Below are 16,418 nucleotides of genomic sequence, written 5' to 3'. Positions count from 1 at the left end.
TCATCAGTGATCAGTCATTAGTTGTTAGTCATTAGTAATTAGCTAACAACTAAGCACTGAGTACCGCTAACGAGGAAGTGAGTAACGCTAACTAAGGACTGAGGACTGCTAACTGGCAGATTTAAAACTGAAGACTAATCACTGGGAACTAATAACTATAGGGTTTACGCAAAAAATAGTTTAATGCGCTATAGGTAGGAATAAGGTGCGCTCATAAGCACCCTACAGATAGAGTTGGTGCGTAAGTTCTAAACTAATGACTAATAACTAATGACCAATGACTAATGATTGAGAACTATTGACTAATGAGCGATTTGATGCCGACAAATATAGAGGCAGAAGAAGCAATTTTGGGCGGGATTTTAATTGACCCCGAAGCTATTTCCCGAATTGCCGAACTTCTGCGGCCGGAGTTTTTTGCCATCACCGCTCATCAAGTCATTTATCGATCGGCATTAGGGCTATTTTTACAGGGTCAACCTACCGATTTAATGACGGTAACAACTGCGCTAACCGACCGCAACCAGTTAGAGCAAGTAGGAGGACTAACTAAATTAGCACAATTAGTCGATCGTACAGTTTCTGCAGTCAACATCGACCAATATGCAGTTTTAGTTGAAGACAAATATCAGCGTCGCAAATTAATCGAAGCTGGCAACAACATAGTACAATTAGGCTACGAGACGGCAACACCACTAGAAACAGTCTTAGACCGCGCCGAACAAGAAATTTTCAGCATAACTCAAGAACGCCCGCAACAGGATTTAGTGTCGATCGGCGAAACGCTAAACCAAACATTTCAAGACCTAGAAAATCGCAATGAAGGTCTCACGCTTCCCGGCATTCCCTGCGGTTTCTATGACTTAGATGCTATGACAGGAGGCTTTCAGCGATCGGATTTAATCATCGTTGCGGCTAGACCGGCGATGGGGAAGACGGCTTTCTGTACCAACATCGCCCACCACATCGCCGCCGGACTGCAGAAATTGCCGGTTGCCGTTTTCAGCTTAGAAATGTCGAAAGAACAGCTAGTGCAGCGTATCCTGTCCAGCGAAGCCAAAATAGAAAGTAACCGGTTGCGATCGGGTAGAATCAGTCAAAACGAATGGGAACCAATCAGTACAGCCATTGGCAATTTATCAGAACTGCCACTATTTATTGACGATACTCCCAATATTACCGTCACAGAAATACGATCGAAAGTCCGCCGCCTCCAAGCAGAACAAGGCGGAACACTAGGATTAGTCTTGCTAGATTACCTGCAATTAATGGAAGGTAGCAGCGACAACCGCGTGCAAGAACTATCTCGAATTACCAGAAGTCTTAAAGGTTTAGCCCGAGAACTCAACGTGCCGATTATTGCCTTATCTCAGTTGAGTCGGGGTGTGGAAGCAAGGACAAACAAGCGGCCGATGATGTCTGATTTGAGAGAAAGTGGCTGCTTAACAGGTGATAGTTTGGTAATGCTAGCAGATACTGGTGTGCGCGTACCCATTCGTGAATTAGTAGGAAAATCTGGCTTCACAGTTTGGGCGCTCAATGAAGCCACCATGCAGTTAGAAAAAGCCGTTGTTAGCAATGCGTTTGCTACAGGTGTTAAGCCTCTACTACGACTGCAAACTCGTTTGGGACGAGCAATTAGAGCCACGGGCAATCATAAGTTCTTAACCATTCACGGCTGGCGACGATTGGACGAGTTAAAAATAGGCGATCGCATTGCCCTACCTAGATACGTATCAAGTTCCTTCATCCAATCGATGGACAATGCCGAAATAGCCTTGCTAGGACACATGATTGGAGACGGATGTACTCTACCTCGACACGTTATTCAATACACTACTCGAGAGGAAGATTTAGCGAATACAGTTGCAAATCTTGCAATAGAAGTCTTTGGAGAGCGAATCATACCTCGTATTTGTAAAGAACGTGATTGGTATCAAGTTTATCTTCCTGCTGCCTATCATCTCACACATAATGTGAGGAATCCTGTAACTGAATGGCTAGATGCTTTAGGTGTTTTTGGTCTGCGTTCGTACCAGAAATTTGTCCCTAATCAAATATTTGAGCAGCCTCAAGAAGCAATAGCTTTATTTTTACGCCATCTTTGGTGTACTGATGGTTGCATAAAAACAGGTAGGGGTAAATGTCATTACCCTAGTGTTTACTATGCTTCCAGTAGTGAAAAATTGGCAAGAGATGTTCAGTCACTGTTACTCAGACTTGGTATCAATGCCCGCTTATTTTTAAGCCCCCAGCTAGGGAAAGGGCGAGATCAACTTCAAGTTTGGGTTACTGGAAGACCTGATTTAGATAAGTTTATTCAGTTGATTGGTGCAGTAGGTAACTACAAACAGCAAGCTCTGACAGAAATTGCAGAATACATTGAAATTCGTTCTAGCAATACTAATAGAGATGTCATACCCCGTGATGTGTGGAAAATGTATGCTGTTCCTGCTATGCAGCAATTTGGTTTAACTACACGCCAGATGCAAGTACAGCTTGGCAACTTATATTGTGGTACAACCCTTTACAAACACAATCTCGGTCGGGAACGAGCATTGAGAGTAGCTACAATTGTTAAATCTGATGAACTTTCCCTATTATCGAAGAGCGATATTTACTGGGATGAAATCGCCTCAATAGAAGTTGATGGCGAAGCAGAGGTTTACGATTTAACCGTGCCTGCACTGCATAATTTTGTCGCTAATGACATCATAGTTCATAATAGTATCGAGCAAGACGCAGATTTAGTAATTATGCTCTACCGTGATGAATATTACAACCCTGATTCGCCCGATCGCGGAATTGCAGAAGTAATTATTACCAAACACAGAAACGGCCCCACAGGAATCATCAAACTATTATTCGACGCCCAATTTACCTGCTTTCGCAATCTGGCATCTCCGAAGCGATCGTAAATCAACTAGGGCTGATATTATGTCCGTTGAATTGGCAGTCATAAATGTTTGGTCGATTAAGTGGGGGCGGGTTTATAGATATTTTCGTATCGATATGAATGAAAGATTGTTGGTGAAACCTGCCACTACAAATATTGTAGTTATTTACCAAACGCGCTCTTACACAGAAACCCGGTTTCTTAAAAAAACCGGGTTTCTAAACACCGTAAAAGTTTTACGTTGAATTAGATTGAGCTACCTAGCCAGCGATTTTCAACAATTCCACATCAAAAATCAGCGTAGCATTAGGAGGAATCACCCCGCCCGCACCGCGAGCGCCGTAACCGAGTTCAGGGGGAATAATCAACTTGCGGCGCTCTCCAACTTTCATCGTACCGACACCTTCATCCCAACCCTTAATTACTTGACCCACGCCAATTTTGAACTGAAAAGGAGAATTGCGATCGCGCGAACTGTCAAACTTCGTGCCATCCTCCAAAGTTCCAGTGTAGTGCACGACAACCGTCTGCCCGGTTTTTGGAGTCGCCCCATTACCCTCTTTCAATTCAACATATTTCAGACCTGAATCTGTGGTGACAGTTTTCTCAGTATTATCAGTCATGTTATTGCCAGCGATAGTAGCTGGTACCTCCGGTAAAGTAGCATCAGCTACTAGCAAGCTATCTTCTTTCAAAGACGGCGCTGACAAATTCTCAATAGCAGTCTCGGGTAAAAGATTGTTCAATTCGGCGGCAACTGCTTGGGACCCAGAACCGCCCATTTGAGCGACTATCAAAAACACAAAGCAAACCAGCATTACCCCCAAGCTGACTAGAACTCCTCGCAAAATTAATCCTCCTAATACTTTTAACCGCGATATCTCAGATATCTAAGACATCTAGTACAAAAAAAACTACCAATTTTATCGGAATTTTTCCACCAAAAAATGGCAGGTTCCAGATAATTTTAAAGGCAAAAGTATGAAGTCAAAATGTTTGTAATTATACATAAGTGGCTTCTACATAAGTGCCTTTTTGAGCCTTCTGCCTTCGGGTGACAATCTTATCACAAGATAGTAGCGAACCGCGCGACCCGATCGAACTCAGCGCCAGTTACGGTTTTCTAAATCCCGCATCTGACGTTCGAGACGATCGAGCCTTCCCCGCAACTCATCCATTTCGGACTGTCGGGGGACTCCCATATCTTGGAGAATATTCCGCAATTGCCGCTGCAACTGCGTATCCCAATTGCCCTGCTCAGACTTGAGGTGTTCCGTCACGTCATCGACAAAGGTTTTGGCTTGCTCGGGATTGATTTTGCCATCTTTGACCCATTGCTCGCTAGCTTCCTGCAATTTCTCGGCTACCAGAGAGGTAGTACCAATGCCCAGCATTACCAGTTGTTTGAGTAAGTTGCTATTGTTATCCATAGATTTTTCCAGTTGTTTGCCTGTTCATTCCCGATCGGCTCAGGTCGCCTGCTGTCGCTGCGAAACCATCTGTAAACTTAAAGTTACATCAGCGCACATCTACCTTTCTATTTTGGAGCATTCAGCCGCCTGATGGGGAGTCGATCGCGCTAATCGGCGTTCGGAAAACCCGCTAATGAGCCTACCCACCACATTACCCCATCACCCTGCTGTCTATGCCTGATTGCCCCCGCTGTCACCAACCTGTAGACGCCCAAGCCCTCGCCTGTCCACACTGCAAAATCTCCCTCAAAGCTTTCGGTCATCCGGGTATCCCTCTTTATCGATCGAAACCCGAAGAATTTCTGTGTGCTACCTGTATTTATCACGAAGACGACACTTGCAACTACCCGCAGCGTCCCTTTGCCAAAGAATGCACGCTTTATCACGATCGAGCTGAGCCACTTGTGCCACAGACGAGCCGTTACATCAGCGGCGGCTGGCCGCAATCACTCAAAAATTGGTGTCAGCGCCATCTCGTTTGGTTAGCTTTATTAGGTTTAATTATTATTAGCATTGCTCTGTCGATTTAATCGGATTGTACAAAGCGTAGAATAGAGAGATATCTGTTAATCTGGGTTGCTCTATTATTCTCTAAATTATTCATGAGCTACGTATTCGGCATCGATGGCGGCGGCACTAAAACTATCTGCCTTTTAATGGATGACAACCACTTTGTTTTAGGACGGGGTGAAGCAGGGCCGTCTAATTATCAAACCCTGGGAATTGAGACAGCAAAACAATCCATCCAATTGGCGATCGAACGAGCAGTTCTGTCCGCTCAGGTCGAGGCTGTAGGCAATCTCAACATAGAAGCAATTGGTCTGGGACTAGCAGGCGTCGGGCGTCCCAAAGATCGTGAAATAGTGCAATTTGTAGTGCAGAACTTGCAGTTGACGAATACTTTACCAGTAACCCGCTCATTCCTGCCCAGGAATATAGTAATTTGCAGCGACTGCGCGATCGCACTTGCTGGCGGTACAGGTCATCCAGTGGGTATTGCCGTTATTTCCGGAACCGGTTCGATTGTTTTCGGGCAAAACCGTCAAGGGAAAACTAAACGAGTCGGCGGTTGGGGATATATTTTGGGCGATGAAGGCAGCGGATATGACATCGCCCTTGAGGGTTTGCAAGCTGCTTTGAAGTTCTATGACGGACGCGAAGATTTTACCACGCTTGCGGAAAAATTTCAAAAGCATTTAGGCCTCAATAACCTAGAAGAATTGGTAGAAGTCGTTTACGGGCGCGGTTGGGGAGTCAAAGAAATTGCTACTTTAGCGCCGATTGTCGATCAAGCAGCAGCAGAGGGCGATCGCGTCGCTGACGGCATTATCAATAATGCTGTGGCAGAATTAACCTATTCAACAAAAATAGCCATTTCAGCGCTATTTAACCAAACAGAAGAATTTGAAATTGTGATCGTAGGGGGTGTGTGGGGCGGGGAGGCAAATTTTCGGGGTCGGTTTGAAGCGGCCATAAGTGCGATCGCCCCAAAAGCTCAGGTAATTTCGCCCCGATACGAACCAGCTTTCGGTGCTGGATTGTTAGCTTTAAACGCTCTCAACAATTAATTGTTGACTGTTGAGTGTTGACTGCTGACTTTTGACTATCTTCCTTATCTTCCCGATCGCCCCTATCTTGCCGATTTTCTCGATTTTTCCACATTTTCAACTTCTGGATTATCTACCTTATCTTCCCAACTTGTATAATTCCGGGCTGCCATAATCAAAACATCAGATGAATACGAAACGAGAAACAAATTTAGCAGTAGTGCGTTCCTAAGTAAACAAAAACAGCAGCAAGGAGACAATTTATATGATTACTTCTCAAAAATGGCGTTCAGCAACAGCAGCAATCCTCGCACTGGGCATTACAGTTGGAACTAGCGCGCCGCTAGTGGTAGCTACTCCCGCAGAAGCCCAACAACGAATTTCACAATTTGATAGCATCCGAATTCCGTCGGGCAGTGTCATTCCAGTTAGCTATGAAAAAGACAAAATAGTTGTCACCCGCGAAGAAACTGCACCGTTAACTTTAACAGTGGCGCGAGACATCCGCACAGATCAAGGAAGAGTATTAATCCCTGCCGGCAGCCAGATTGTCGGGGAACTACGACCTGTCAGAAGGGGCAATCAAATGGGTACTCAATTTGTTGCCAGAGAGTTAATTGTCAGCCGCCGCCAACGCTATCGGATTGACGGGAATTCTGGGATTATTACCCGAACCGAAAGAGTCCAAAAAGGTGCTGGCGCAGGTTCAGTAGGGCAAGGTGCAGCATTGGGTGCAGCAGCAGCAGCAGCACTAGCAGGGATTACCGGCGACAAAGCGATCGCGACTGAAGAAGTATTAGGAGGCGCTGGAATCGGCGCTTTAGCTGGAGTATTGTTAGGGCGACGCAGCGTTGACGTGATCGTGATTCGCCCGGAACAAGATTTGGCAGTGAGATTGCGATCGGACATCGTACTCCGCTAATATTGGAATCTTCCGATTAATTATTTGCAGTAAAACATTGTCGATCGCTAACTTGTGGGCTCCCGATAATTGGCTAGGCATACTATTAAGGTTGTGCCTAGCCATGTTTGTTGGCGGCATTATTGGATGGGAGCGCCAACTCCGGCACAAACCAGCGGGATTGAGAACTCATATGCTAGTTAGTATGGGTTCTGCACTGTTTGTTTTAATGCCGCTGGCAATGGGTAAAAATGAAAACGGAGGAGATGCTGTAGCGCGCGTAATTCAAGGCATTGCTGCCGGGATTGGGTTTTTGGGAGGTGGAGAAATCCTGCGGGAATCTCAGCAGGAAAGAGGCAAACCTGAAGTTCACGGGCTTACCTCTGCCGCCGCTATTTGGGTATCAGCAGCTTTAGGAACTGCGGCAGGATGCGGGTTGTGGCAACTGGCATTAATTGGCGCTTTAATGTCACTGTTTGTTCTGAGAGTAATTAAAAAGTTAGAGCCTCGGGCTCGTCGGAAATAGTCTCAGTGATTATATAATAATACCAATTATCCCAAATCTTGGAACAGTTATAAGTTTTTGGTTTGTTTCGTGAAAGACTGTATGCACCCTACAGCTACTGTTGCATGATTTTTTAGAATTAGTATAAGGTATGGTAAAATAACCGTTATAATATTTTTAGTGAGCCTTCAGTCCGAGGGACTTTTATGAGGAATAAAGTCCTCATTACCAACAAATTTGATTGCGGTCGAGCCAAGTTACCTAATATTAGCTAAGCTGTTACGCATTTAAACCATTAACGCTCTAGGTAAGGTGCGTCACCTAGAACACTTACTATACATGGGAAACGCTTATTTACTGACGCACCCTACTATCTTTCCGGCCCGCACCACAAAATATATAATTCCCCTGTACTCAGAAATAATATAATTATCCTTAAATAGTTTCAGACTTCAGACTTCTGCTATAAAAAGTTAATCCCAAAAATGAAGTATCCCGCCCCAGCTTAAAGCTAAGGCAGGATTTTAGTCTAAGTGTCAGTTAGTTCTTTTTGTTTTGATGCCGGCGACGTGCGACCAGTGCGCCTAAACCTAAGCCCATACCTACCATTGTGATTGGTTCTGGAACTGCTACTGGTTCAGGCTCAGTTGCGGGTGATAGTGATGGCGCTGGTGCAGGCGCTGGCGCTGGTGCTGGTGCTGGTGATGGTGTTAGTGATATTGGCGCTGGGGCTGGTGCTGGCGCTGGCGCTGGTGCTGGCGCTGGTGCTGGCGCTGGTGCTGGTGCTGGCGCTGGCGCTGGCGCTGGTGCTGGTGATGGTGTTAGTGAAATTGGCGCTGGGGCTGGTGCTGGGGCTGGTGCTGGCGCTGGCGCTGGCGCTGGTGCTGGGGCTGGCGCTGGCGCTGGGGCTGGTGCTGGCGCTGGCGCTGGGGCTGATGCTACGACGGTAGAAGGTGCAGTACCGAGAGTCTTACTGCTCGCAGTTCTAGCGCCATTGGCGGAAGTGCTAACGCTCATCATTCTGCCGCCGAATTGCGTTGAAGCAAATTTAGCCAAGGTCAAGCCTGTACCACTAACGGTAAATTCAGTGCTTCTCCAGTCGTCAGGAGGATTGCCGCCGATGCCTTGAACACCAACTTCAACACCAGCACCAAAAGTAGCCCCCGATCCGTTTAGATTTGCACTCTTACCAAAAGAAGGACCGGTGGTACTTTGTTGAGTAATACCACTTCCTGCGATCGGAGTAATCGAAGCATTAGTTACGCCACTAGGTATGTTAAAGTAAACAGCACGTAAGTCACCGATACCGCCGGTGGGACCTGGTACAACTTCAACTTTAACTTTGACAGTGCCAGCCGCAAGTCCAGTATCTGAAAGGGTGAATCTAAGTGTAGGGTAATTTCCAGTATTAGTATTAGTTACATCACTCAAGTTTACAGTTAGGGTATCAGCTTTAGCTTGTTGTAATGCGACTGGTAGAGAGATGAATGCGAGACACAGTGCTTTTAATAATGTAGTTTTCATTTATCGAAACTCCCTTTGTTGTTTGCCGAGTGACTTTAGATGGATTTGTTTGGAACCTTTTTTTATTCCACATTTTCACTGTAACAGCGGTACCAAAACTATGCAAGTACCTAAAGCTAATCTTTACAAGAGCAATATAAATGGGCAGGACTTGTCAAGTTTGTATAAACCCTGGTTCTAGCGAGTTCATACTCCTCATATAGGCATTGGTGACAAGTTAAGACTTAATTGCATTTTTCAATCAGTAATATTACTCAAAAAAACTGCTTTTTTAGGAGTGGAAAATTCACGATTTGAGAGGGATTAGGTATAATTATCACCTTTCAATCAGTAATATTACTCAAAAAAACTGCTTTTTTAGGAGTGGAAAATTCACGATTTGAGAAGTAGTAAGTATAAATATCACCCTCGGCATGATTCCTCGATCGCCCAAATCTCAGTTTTATGTCCAAAATCCGAGTAAATGTTGAGCATAATTGCTGATTGACAAATGCTTTCTTAGCTTAACTTGTTACCAATGCATATAGGAAAAACTAAGCTTGGCAACAAAGGTTTACAATTAAAGCCGTCCTATAAGGCGATGCACTGAGCGTAGCCGAAGTGACGGGGTTTTAAACCCAGTTTTCTGATAAGGTATGGTAAAATAACCGTTATAATGTTTTTAGTGAGCCTTCAGTCCGAGGGACTTTTATGAGGAATAAAGTCCTCATTACCAACAAATTTGATAGCGGTAGAGCTAAATTACATAACCTTAGCTGTTTCACAGCAAGTGTAGTTAATCAATTTTCATAAAATTGTTGGCAGTCATCCAAGCATTGTCTTTTAGGACTTCAATCCTCACTACAAACTTAAATAATTTTTTTAAGATGAGTTAATGTAAATTAACACACCTGGTTTTAAATCTACCCCAACTTTAGCTCTAAACAGTAGAAACTTTAGGAGAGAATTCAATTATCATATAATTCTGTTTTCTGGCACAGGAGTTAAGATATATCCAGCCCGAAGACGGAATAAAGCGGATTAACTTTCTCCCGAAAAGTTGGGCAAATTGATCGATTCCAAAGACTCTTTTCTGACGCGACCCGCCATTGCAGCTAACTGCAAGCTCATAAAAGCATTCAGATCTTCCAAATCACACTTCGCTGAGGAAAAAATTTTCTGCATTTCATTTTCCGCTTCCCAACTCAGAAATCCAGCCACCATAGCTTGTTTGACAACTTCACGAATCCGCATAATAGAAATGTTCCTTACTAATTTTTAATGTATCAAAAGCCAACTAATTACTAATAGGAAATTTCCTAGGGGTCTCGCCCAAGGTTTCAAATTGTTTCAGCTCGCGAGACTCTTGTTTCACTCCTCCGGACATAGCTGCTAGTTGCAAAGTCATAAAAGCATTTAAGTCTTCTAAGTCATACTGAGTGTTAGTTAACATCCGCCGCAGTTGATTTTCCGCTTCAATAGTTAGATAACCTTGGGTCAGAGCTTGTTGGGCGAGGTCGCGAATGAGTACCATAACACTTCTGCGTTTTATTGGTTGAATAGCCTCAGTATCAACCGTTTAAATCAAGTCCGCAGTGACGGCTATGGCTCGATTTGTGTGACATTTTGAGAGGCCCGTCGTGACAGCCGGAGTCGCAGAGTGTGACTAAGTATTTGCACGGTTGTGACGGCGATCACGCGGGGGATGCCAGAGGAGGAGTCGGAGAGTGGGAAGTCGGAGAGTGTCCGGGTGTCTGGGTGGGGGAGTCGGAGAGTGTCCGAGTGGAGGAGTCGGAGAGGGGAAGCATTTTTCTTTTTCCCTGGGAGTAATGACTAATGACTACTGCCTTCTACCTTCAGAAGACGCTCAACGTCTATAATCAGCAAGTTAAATATTTACGGCAAGACATATGGAACTAGCTCATAAAGATTTGCTACAACAAATAGCCCGACTATCGGAAACTTATGCTAATTTGGCCGATCGCCTGTCAATGGCAGCAAAACAACTGCAAGACTCCGGCCTTCCTCCCTCTGACAGCTTGCTGCAAGAAGTAGCCGCCTACAGCCGCAACTTTGCTGCAGTCCAAAAACAAGCTCTCGAAGCAAACAAATCCGCGATCGCCCCGGGGGAAATTGCTTCCCTCAAAGACATTCAAAACTTAGTCGAGACTGCCGCAGCTTCTGAAGGTAAAGCAGAAATTCGCGATGCAGCTTTGAAAGTGCTCGATCGAGTATTGGCGATCGCCCACCGCGAACAAAGCGACTTCGCACCCTTACAATCAGTTCATGCCAAAGCCCGCGAACTGCAGCGCGCGATTTCCGAATCCACCCCAACTCAACTGCATTCCGACGCCGAATCCTTAGTCAGCGGCAAACACCCAGTTTCAGCAGTGCTGGCCCTGGTGGAACAGCAAGACAAATTAGATGACGAACAGTGGGTAATTCTCGAAGAAACAGTCAGCGCCGCTTTTGGCAAACAAATAGCTGTAGCCATTTCCAGAGGCAAATTAACCATTGCTGAGATGGTAAAAGCCACACCTGCAAAAGTCGAACCCGCATTTAAAGCAGCGCCCGAACAAAAAATCAGCGCCGAACCTTTGCCAGAAGTGATTGTCATCCCGTCAGGAAATGTGGCACCGAAAAAAGTTACAGTTGCGCCACAGATCCAGATTTTGGAATCCCCCGCACCATCTGTCCCCATGCACGAGGTGATTATTGTTCCCAGCGTGGAAGTACCTAAGTCTCTTCAGACAACCGGTTCCGGGAACATTGTTTTTGGGGCACCTCGGGACATTCAACCAGCGGTGGCAGTAGAGGGCGGTTTGGGAATCAAAGTTTTGGTGCACATTCAGGGAATTGGCGATCGAACTTTCGGTGCTCAAGAATACGCGGGTACAAAAGCTCAAGGGCGCCGCATCGAAGGATTTCAAATTAGTATCGATCCGCCAATTCCCGGCTTAAATGTCGAGTACATGGCTCACGTCGAAGGTGTGGGGGATACTCGTTGGCTCAGCCAGGGAGAATTGGCCGGTTTTCGGGGTCAAGCGAAACGAATTGAAGGATTTGCAGTGCGATTGAGCGGGCCGCAAGCTGATAAGTACGACGTATTTTATACCGCTCACATTCAGAATATCGGCGACACTGAGGTGTCCTCCAATGGCGAATATTGCGGTACTCGTGGCAAAGCTTTGAGAATAGAGGGCATCAAAGTTTGGATCGCGCAGTCTGCGAGTTCCCAAAAAGCGGCACCTGTGGGTTTAAAAGTGTTGGCGCACATTCAAGGAATTGGCGATCGAACTTTTAGCGATCGAGAATATGCAGGCACTAAAGCTCAAGGCCGCCGCGTCGAAGGATTTCAAATTAAAATAGAGCCTCCCGTTGCCGGTTTAAATTTGCAGTACATGGCTCACGTTGAAGGAGTTGGCGATACTGCTTGGATCTCGGAAGGGGATCTAGCCGGTTTCCGTGGCAAAGCGAAGCGCATTGAGGGATTTGCCGCGCGGCTGACTGGGCCGGGAGCTGATAAATACGATGTATTTTATACGGCTCACATCCAGAATGTAGGTGATACTCCTGTTACTGCTAACGGTCAATATTGCGGCACTCGCGGCAAAGGTTTGAGGGTTGAGGGGATGACGGTTTGGGTTGAGCCGAAAGCGTAAAAATTAAGAGTGAATGGAAAATTTGCAGTTGCATTTTCCATTCATTTGAAACCGTTTTTTTAAACCCAAATATGCCATTGCTGCGAGGGTATAGGTAAAGGAAAAGCGCAAACAAAAAACCCAAGCATTGCATCTTCACCCTTCCAAAGCCGCCAAAAGACACAGCAACAAAGCCTCCGTCCACTCGACTACAGCACCGTAAGTATCGCCCGTGTGGCCACCCAAACGGTGGTTAAACCAGGCTCCGGCAAAAATTCCGATCGCACTTCCCCCCAAAGCCATCCCCACCGCCAACAGCCACCGATCGCCCTCCAAGACAACTTGCACCACGCTCAAACTCAGCAGCAACAGCACTCCGGGGATAAAATCAAAAGGAGAATAAATCGATTCTTTGTGAAAAGCTCCCTTACCCTCGGCCCGGAGATAGGGATAGCGGGCGATCGCCACCAGTTGGGCCCACCTTCCCCAACCGGCGACACCCATCAAAGCCAGCCACCGATAGTTATTCAAGTCCGAGAGAGCGGCAGTTTTCAGCAGCACGATCGCGATCGCAGCCATCGCCCCAAAGGCCCCTGTAACGCTGTCCCGCATGACTTCCAGCCTGCGTACCGGGTCGGGTACAGCCAGCCCGTCCGCCGCGTCCATTGCCCCGTCTAGGTGCAGCCCGCCAGTCACCGCGATGCCCAAGACTACCACCAAGGCCGATCGAGTCAGAGCAGGCATTCCCAACAACTGCAACCCAACATCCGCCAGTCCCAGCATCCCCCCAATCAAAAGCCCGATCGCCGGTGCCAAGCGGGCAATGCCCCGAAACTCCAAAGTCCAAGACACCGGTACGGGTAAACAAGTATAAAAAGCGACTGCGGCTGCGATGGCAGCGCCTTGATTCCGGAAAAAGTCGATCGTAGAGCGAACCCATTTATCATGCACCATAAGATAGAAAATTTTTCATCTGTTATGCAGTTGTCAATCGATTAGCGTGTGCCAGAATTGGACTGTAACACCCTAGTTTTTTTGGATCGAGCATTCCTCCTGTCCGAGCTCTTTTCCCCGGAAAACCTCTGTCGGCAGCGATCCCCAAGCTCTCTATCTAAAATGACTAAACTCAAGATCCGCGTTTCCCTTCCCAAGAATTCTAGCTAACTCCCTGATTTTCAAGACGGGAAAATACTACAACAGAGGCTTTTACTCCATGAGTCACGATCAATTGAATAACAGGGTAGTTGCTCCTTGCATCATCGATACAGGGATTGTCGTCAACAAACGCGATATCAAAAGATTGCTGTTTGATTTAGGACGTGTCCGCTACCTTCACATACAAGATGGCCAGATTTATAGCGAAGGGGAAGGTTATGTGCTCGAAGTCTTCGCCAACCCGGACCGTTCTACCCTGATTGCCAACCATGCGCTTTATTTGAACGTTTATAGTTTTGATTACCTGGAACTTAAACAGTCCCCTGAAGATGGTGCTTATTTTGACCTGATTCAAGATGGACGGCAGTTGCGGTTAATTCCCCTATCCAATCCTTTGCAAGAGCAATTCGCCCGGAATTTAAATGCTGCGGCTTTGGATGCGGTTGTCGATCAGGTACTCTCAGGCAACTGGGATCTGCAATTGGACGAAGATGATTCCCCTTTTTAATGGTCAGTCAGTCGATTTTAGATTTTAGATTTTAGATTTTAGATTTACTCGCAGCTTTGAATCTGGGAGGTAGAACTAAGGTCTAAAATTTTTTGCCCTCCACGACGATTGTCGGAAACTTGTCTCCGTTTTTGGGCGGGGTCATAGTTTTTTTTGTCGCGATGTCATCAACAATAGATTAAATAACACGGACGGCCGAGTAGCGGTTAACGAGCATCGGGGACTAATGACTGAGGACAAGGCGAAATTTTCTTTTAAATGTCAGGCTAATTGCAGCCATACCCAAGCGCGTGCAGGGGTTTTTGCCACTCCCCACGGTGTTGTGGAAACGCCTAAATTTATGCCAGTGGGGACGCTAGCTAATGTCAAAACTTTGACACCTGCACATCTTGAGGCTGCTGGTTCTCAAATGGTTTTGGCAAATACTTATCACTTGCACTTGCAGCCGGGGGAAGCGATTGTCGCAGGCGCCGGGGGATTGCATAAATTTATGGCTTGGCCGGGCCCGATGCTGACGGATTCGGGTGGCTTTCAGGTGTTTAGCTTGAGCCAAATGCGGACTATTTCTGAGAATGGGGTGACTTTTCGCTCTCCCCGCGATGGCCGCATGATTAATTTGACACCGGAACGATCGATCGAAATTCAGAATCAGTTGGGCGCTGATGTGATTATGGCCTTTGACGAGTGTCCCCCTTACCCCGCTACGCGGGAGGAGGTGGAGGCTGCCACAAATCGCACTTACCGCTGGCTGCAACGCTGCATTCAAGCTCACTCGCGCCCGGATCAAGCTTTGTTCGGCATCGTCCAGGGGGGCGTTTTCCCCGATTTGCGATCGCGCGCGGCGAACCAGTTGGTAGATTTGGATTTACCAGGCTACGCCATCGGCGGCGTTAGTGTGGGGGAATCGGGGGATTTGATCGCAGAGATTGTAAAGGTGACTGCACCTCTGTTGCCGGCAAATAAACCACGTTATTTGATGGGGATTGGGACTTACCGGGAAATGGCGCTGGCGGTGGCGAGTGGGGTAGATATGTTTGACTGCGTGATTCCGACTCGGCTGGCCCGCCACGGGACGGCTTTTGTCGGTGGGGAACGCTGGAGTTTGAAAAATGCTCGGTTCCGGGAGGATTTTGCTCCGCTGGATGAGTCTTGTCCTTGTTATACCTGCCAAAAATTCAGTCGGGCTTATTTGGCCCATTTGGCGCGGGCTAACGAAGTGCTGGGGTATACTTTGCTGGCGATTCACAATGTGACGGAGTTGATTCGCTTTACTGGGAGGATGCGGGAGGCGATTTTTGCCGATCGATTTACTGAAGAGTTTGCCCACTGGCTTGCACCGAGAGTCGATCGATCATGATTGCCTTGGGTAAAGATATGCGACAATTATGAAAATTCTGTTGGATAGGTAGGTTGATTCATGGAAGCTGCATTACTCTTAGCAAAACTGCCCGAAGCTTATTCGATTTTTGAGCCTTTGGTTAATGTTTTGCCGGTCATTCCCGTATTTTTCTTGCTGCTGGCTTTTGTTTGGCAGGCGGCTGTCGGATTTAGATAAGTTTGATTTCCTCAAAAGCAGGGGCAATTCACAAATTGCCCCTGCTTTTAGCTGTTAAGTTTTGTTTCGTTGTTCTTTCTGCGTTCAGCTACCGCCGATCGCACTTTTAAATGCCGGTCTTTCTGAGATCCGCTTGATGTAATCTACAACGGCCGGATAAGCACTGAGGTCTAGTTGTAGCATCATCGGAATGTATGCCAACATTGACCCGAGTGCTGCGTCGGCTACGCCAAATTCATCACCCATTAAAAACGGCTGTTTCTCGAAGATTTCATTTAACGGTTTTAACAACTTGGGAGTTTCGCGATCGCGACTTGCTTCTGTAAATATTCCCGGCCCCAGGGTGGCGTTAGCAAACATGACCCACTGCACTATTTGAGCTTGCTGCTCCAAATTATCGGGCATCTTACCATGTTTTTGAGCTAAATACAACAGAATTGCGCCGGATTCCCAAAGTTTGAAATCTCCGTCAACAATTGCGGGTACTTTGCCGATCGGGTTAATTTCGAGATACTCTGGCTGCAAGTGTGCTCCTGCTTGCATATCTAGCATGACGAATTCGTAGGGAACTTCTATTTCTTCTAGATACCACTTGACAATTGAGGCCCTGCTGCGGGCACCGCCGTAAAGTTTCAGCACGGATTTTTTATCCTTTAACAGTTAGGGTCGAGAGAAGATGTTACCATCTTCTCCCTCCCATTCGGAACCGTGCTTGCCAATTTCCCGGCACACGGC

General features: G+C 46.6%; 18 protein-coding genes. 11 read left to right on the top strand and 7 right to left on the bottom strand.

Annotation, left to right across the window (positions count from 1 at the left end):
• Nucleotides 1-305 precede the first annotated feature (305 nt).
• Complete coding sequence (locus QT996_RS17210; RefSeq protein WP_333047917.1) at nucleotides 306-2,918, top strand: replicative DNA helicase; 2,613 nt, start codon at nucleotides 306-308, stop codon at nucleotides 2,916-2,918.
• A gap of 238 nt (nucleotides 2,919-3,156) precedes the next feature.
• Here QT996_RS17210 and QT996_RS17205 read toward each other — a convergent pair whose 3' ends face one another.
• Nucleotides 3,157-3,744: an FKBP-type peptidyl-prolyl cis-trans isomerase gene (locus QT996_RS17205; RefSeq protein ID WP_333047916.1), complete on the bottom strand. Its 588-nt coding sequence runs from the start codon at nucleotides 3,742-3,744 to the stop codon at nucleotides 3,157-3,159.
• A 255-nt stretch (nucleotides 3,745-3,999) separates the two neighbouring features.
• Entirely contained in the window at nucleotides 4,000-4,326 is a 327-nt protein-coding gene (locus QT996_RS17200) for a phasin family protein (RefSeq protein ID WP_333047915.1), read from the bottom strand.
• Nucleotides 4,327-4,541: 215 nt separating this feature from the next.
• Here QT996_RS17200 and QT996_RS17195 point away from each other — a divergent pair, with 215 nt between their 5' ends.
• The 4 genes from QT996_RS17195 (at nucleotide 4,542) to QT996_RS17180 (ending at nucleotide 7,342) form a co-directional block, all read left to right on the top strand.
• Entirely contained in the window at nucleotides 4,542-4,898 is a 357-nt protein-coding gene (locus QT996_RS17195; RefSeq protein ID WP_333047914.1) for a zinc ribbon domain-containing protein, read from the top strand.
• A 72-nt stretch (nucleotides 4,899-4,970) separates the two neighbouring features.
• Nucleotides 4,971-5,936, top strand: coding sequence for a BadF/BadG/BcrA/BcrD ATPase family protein (locus tag QT996_RS17190; RefSeq protein ID WP_333047913.1), 966 nt, complete (start codon nucleotides 4,971-4,973; stop codon nucleotides 5,934-5,936).
• A 244-nt stretch (nucleotides 5,937-6,180) separates the two neighbouring features.
• Nucleotides 6,181-6,837 carry a hypothetical protein gene (locus tag QT996_RS17185; RefSeq protein ID WP_333047912.1) on the top strand — a complete coding sequence of 219 codons (657 nt, stop codon included), beginning with the start codon at nucleotides 6,181-6,183 and terminating at the stop codon, nucleotides 6,835-6,837.
• A 37-nt stretch (nucleotides 6,838-6,874) separates the two neighbouring features.
• The gene (locus QT996_RS17180; protein ID WP_333047911.1) at nucleotides 6,875-7,342 is read left to right on the top strand and encodes an MgtC/SapB family protein; all 468 of its coding nucleotides are present in this window, start codon (nucleotides 6,875-6,877) and stop codon (nucleotides 7,340-7,342) included.
• Nucleotides 7,343-7,861: 519 nt separating this feature from the next.
• Here QT996_RS17180 and QT996_RS28675 read toward each other — a convergent pair.
• A complete protein-coding gene (locus QT996_RS28675) occupies nucleotides 7,862-7,921 on the bottom strand; it encodes a hypothetical protein (protein ID WP_445301191.1) in 60 nt (19 codons plus the stop codon).
• Between the two features lie 14 nt (nucleotides 7,922-7,935).
• On the opposite strand from QT996_RS28675, the gene QT996_RS17175 reads away from it, so the two are divergent.
• A complete protein-coding gene (locus tag QT996_RS17175; RefSeq protein WP_333047910.1) occupies nucleotides 7,936-8,271 on the top strand; it encodes a hypothetical protein in 336 nt (111 codons plus the stop codon).
• A gap of 1,594 nt (nucleotides 8,272-9,865) precedes the next feature.
• On the opposite strand, the gene QT996_RS17170 is transcribed toward QT996_RS17175, so the two are convergent.
• A complete protein-coding gene (locus QT996_RS17170; protein ID WP_333047909.1) occupies nucleotides 9,866-10,078 on the bottom strand; it encodes a hypothetical protein in 213 nt (70 codons plus the stop codon).
• A 43-nt stretch (nucleotides 10,079-10,121) separates the two neighbouring features.
• The gene (locus QT996_RS17165) at nucleotides 10,122-10,358 is read right to left on the bottom strand and encodes a hypothetical protein (RefSeq protein WP_333047908.1); all 237 of its coding nucleotides are present in this window, start codon (nucleotides 10,356-10,358) and stop codon (nucleotides 10,122-10,124) included.
• A gap of 128 nt (nucleotides 10,359-10,486) precedes the next feature.
• Between QT996_RS17165 and QT996_RS17160 the strand changes: the two genes are divergently transcribed.
• Nucleotides 10,487-10,654 (top strand): hypothetical protein, encoded by a 168-nt coding sequence (locus QT996_RS17160; protein WP_333047907.1) that lies wholly within the window; start codon nucleotides 10,487-10,489, stop codon nucleotides 10,652-10,654.
• An 80-nt stretch (nucleotides 10,655-10,734) separates the two neighbouring features.
• Nucleotides 10,735-12,486 (top strand): hypothetical protein, encoded by a 1,752-nt coding sequence (locus tag QT996_RS17155; RefSeq protein WP_333047906.1) that lies wholly within the window; start codon nucleotides 10,735-10,737, stop codon nucleotides 12,484-12,486.
• Between the two features lie 135 nt (nucleotides 12,487-12,621).
• On the opposite strand, the gene cobS is transcribed toward QT996_RS17155, so the two are convergent.
• Complete coding sequence (cobS, locus tag QT996_RS17150; RefSeq protein ID WP_333047905.1) at nucleotides 12,622-13,419, bottom strand: adenosylcobinamide-GDP ribazoletransferase; 798 nt, start codon at nucleotides 13,417-13,419, stop codon at nucleotides 12,622-12,624.
• 259 nt (nucleotides 13,420-13,678) lie between these two features.
• Here cobS and QT996_RS17145 point away from each other — a divergent pair, with 259 nt between their 5' ends.
• The 3 genes from QT996_RS17145 (at nucleotide 13,679) to QT996_RS17135 (ending at nucleotide 15,683) form a co-directional block, all read left to right on the top strand.
• Nucleotides 13,679-14,128, top strand: a complete 450-nt coding sequence (locus QT996_RS17145; RefSeq protein ID WP_333047904.1) for a hypothetical protein — start codon at nucleotides 13,679-13,681, stop codon at nucleotides 14,126-14,128.
• Nucleotides 14,129-14,354: 226 nt separating this feature from the next.
• Nucleotides 14,355-15,485, top strand: coding sequence for a tRNA guanosine(34) transglycosylase Tgt (tgt, locus tag QT996_RS17140; RefSeq protein WP_333047903.1), 1,131 nt, complete (start codon nucleotides 14,355-14,357; stop codon nucleotides 15,483-15,485).
• A 60-nt stretch (nucleotides 15,486-15,545) separates the two neighbouring features.
• Nucleotides 15,546-15,683 (top strand): photosystem II reaction center protein K, encoded by a 138-nt coding sequence (locus QT996_RS17135; protein ID WP_006634808.1) that lies wholly within the window; start codon nucleotides 15,546-15,548, stop codon nucleotides 15,681-15,683.
• Between the two features lie 84 nt (nucleotides 15,684-15,767).
• On the opposite strand, the gene QT996_RS17130 is transcribed toward QT996_RS17135, so the two are convergent.
• Nucleotides 15,768-16,322 (bottom strand): glutathione S-transferase family protein, encoded by a 555-nt coding sequence (locus tag QT996_RS17130; protein WP_333047902.1) that lies wholly within the window; start codon nucleotides 16,320-16,322, stop codon nucleotides 15,768-15,770.
• Between the last annotated feature and the right edge of the window lie 96 nt (nucleotides 16,323-16,418).

The organism is Microcoleus sp. S13C4, assembly GCF_036700865.1.
GTDB lineage: Bacteria > Cyanobacteriota > Cyanobacteriia > Cyanobacteriales > Microcoleaceae > Microcoleus.
The sequence above is the reverse complement of the archived record's forward strand: the minus strand, read 5'-3'. Positions and strand labels throughout refer to the sequence as shown.

What these genes read in the sequence shown, in the direction of transcription:
- QT996_RS17210 (WP_333047917.1), top strand. Translation starts at nt 306, where the DNA reads ATGAGCGATTTGATGCCGACAAATATAGAGGCAGAAGAAGCAATTTTG.
- QT996_RS17200 (WP_333047915.1), bottom strand. Translation starts at nt 4,326, where the DNA reads ATGGATAACAATAGCAACTTACTCAAACAACTGGTAATGCTGGGCATT.
- QT996_RS17195 (WP_333047914.1), top strand. Translation starts at nt 4,542, where the DNA reads ATGCCTGATTGCCCCCGCTGTCACCAACCTGTAGACGCCCAAGCCCTC.
- QT996_RS17190 (WP_333047913.1), top strand. Translation starts at nt 4,971, where the DNA reads ATGAGCTACGTATTCGGCATCGATGGCGGCGGCACTAAAACTATCTGC.
- QT996_RS17185 (WP_333047912.1), top strand. Translation starts at nt 6,181, where the DNA reads ATGATTACTTCTCAAAAATGGCGTTCAGCAACAGCAGCAATCCTCGCA.
- QT996_RS17170 (WP_333047909.1), bottom strand. Translation starts at nt 10,078, where the DNA reads ATGCGGATTCGTGAAGTTGTCAAACAAGCTATGGTGGCTGGATTTCTG.
- QT996_RS17165 (WP_333047908.1), bottom strand. Translation starts at nt 10,358, where the DNA reads ATGGTACTCATTCGCGACCTCGCCCAACAAGCTCTGACCCAAGGTTAT.
- QT996_RS17155 (WP_333047906.1), top strand. Translation starts at nt 10,735, where the DNA reads ATGGAACTAGCTCATAAAGATTTGCTACAACAAATAGCCCGACTATCG.
- cobS (WP_333047905.1), bottom strand. Translation starts at nt 13,419, where the DNA reads ATGGTGCATGATAAATGGGTTCGCTCTACGATCGACTTTTTCCGGAAT.
- QT996_RS17145 (WP_333047904.1), top strand. Translation starts at nt 13,679, where the DNA reads ATGAGTCACGATCAATTGAATAACAGGGTAGTTGCTCCTTGCATCATC.
- tgt (WP_333047903.1), top strand. Translation starts at nt 14,355, where the DNA reads ATGACTGAGGACAAGGCGAAATTTTCTTTTAAATGTCAGGCTAATTGC.
- QT996_RS17135 (WP_006634808.1), top strand. Translation starts at nt 15,546, where the DNA reads ATGGAAGCTGCATTACTCTTAGCAAAACTGCCCGAAGCTTATTCGATT.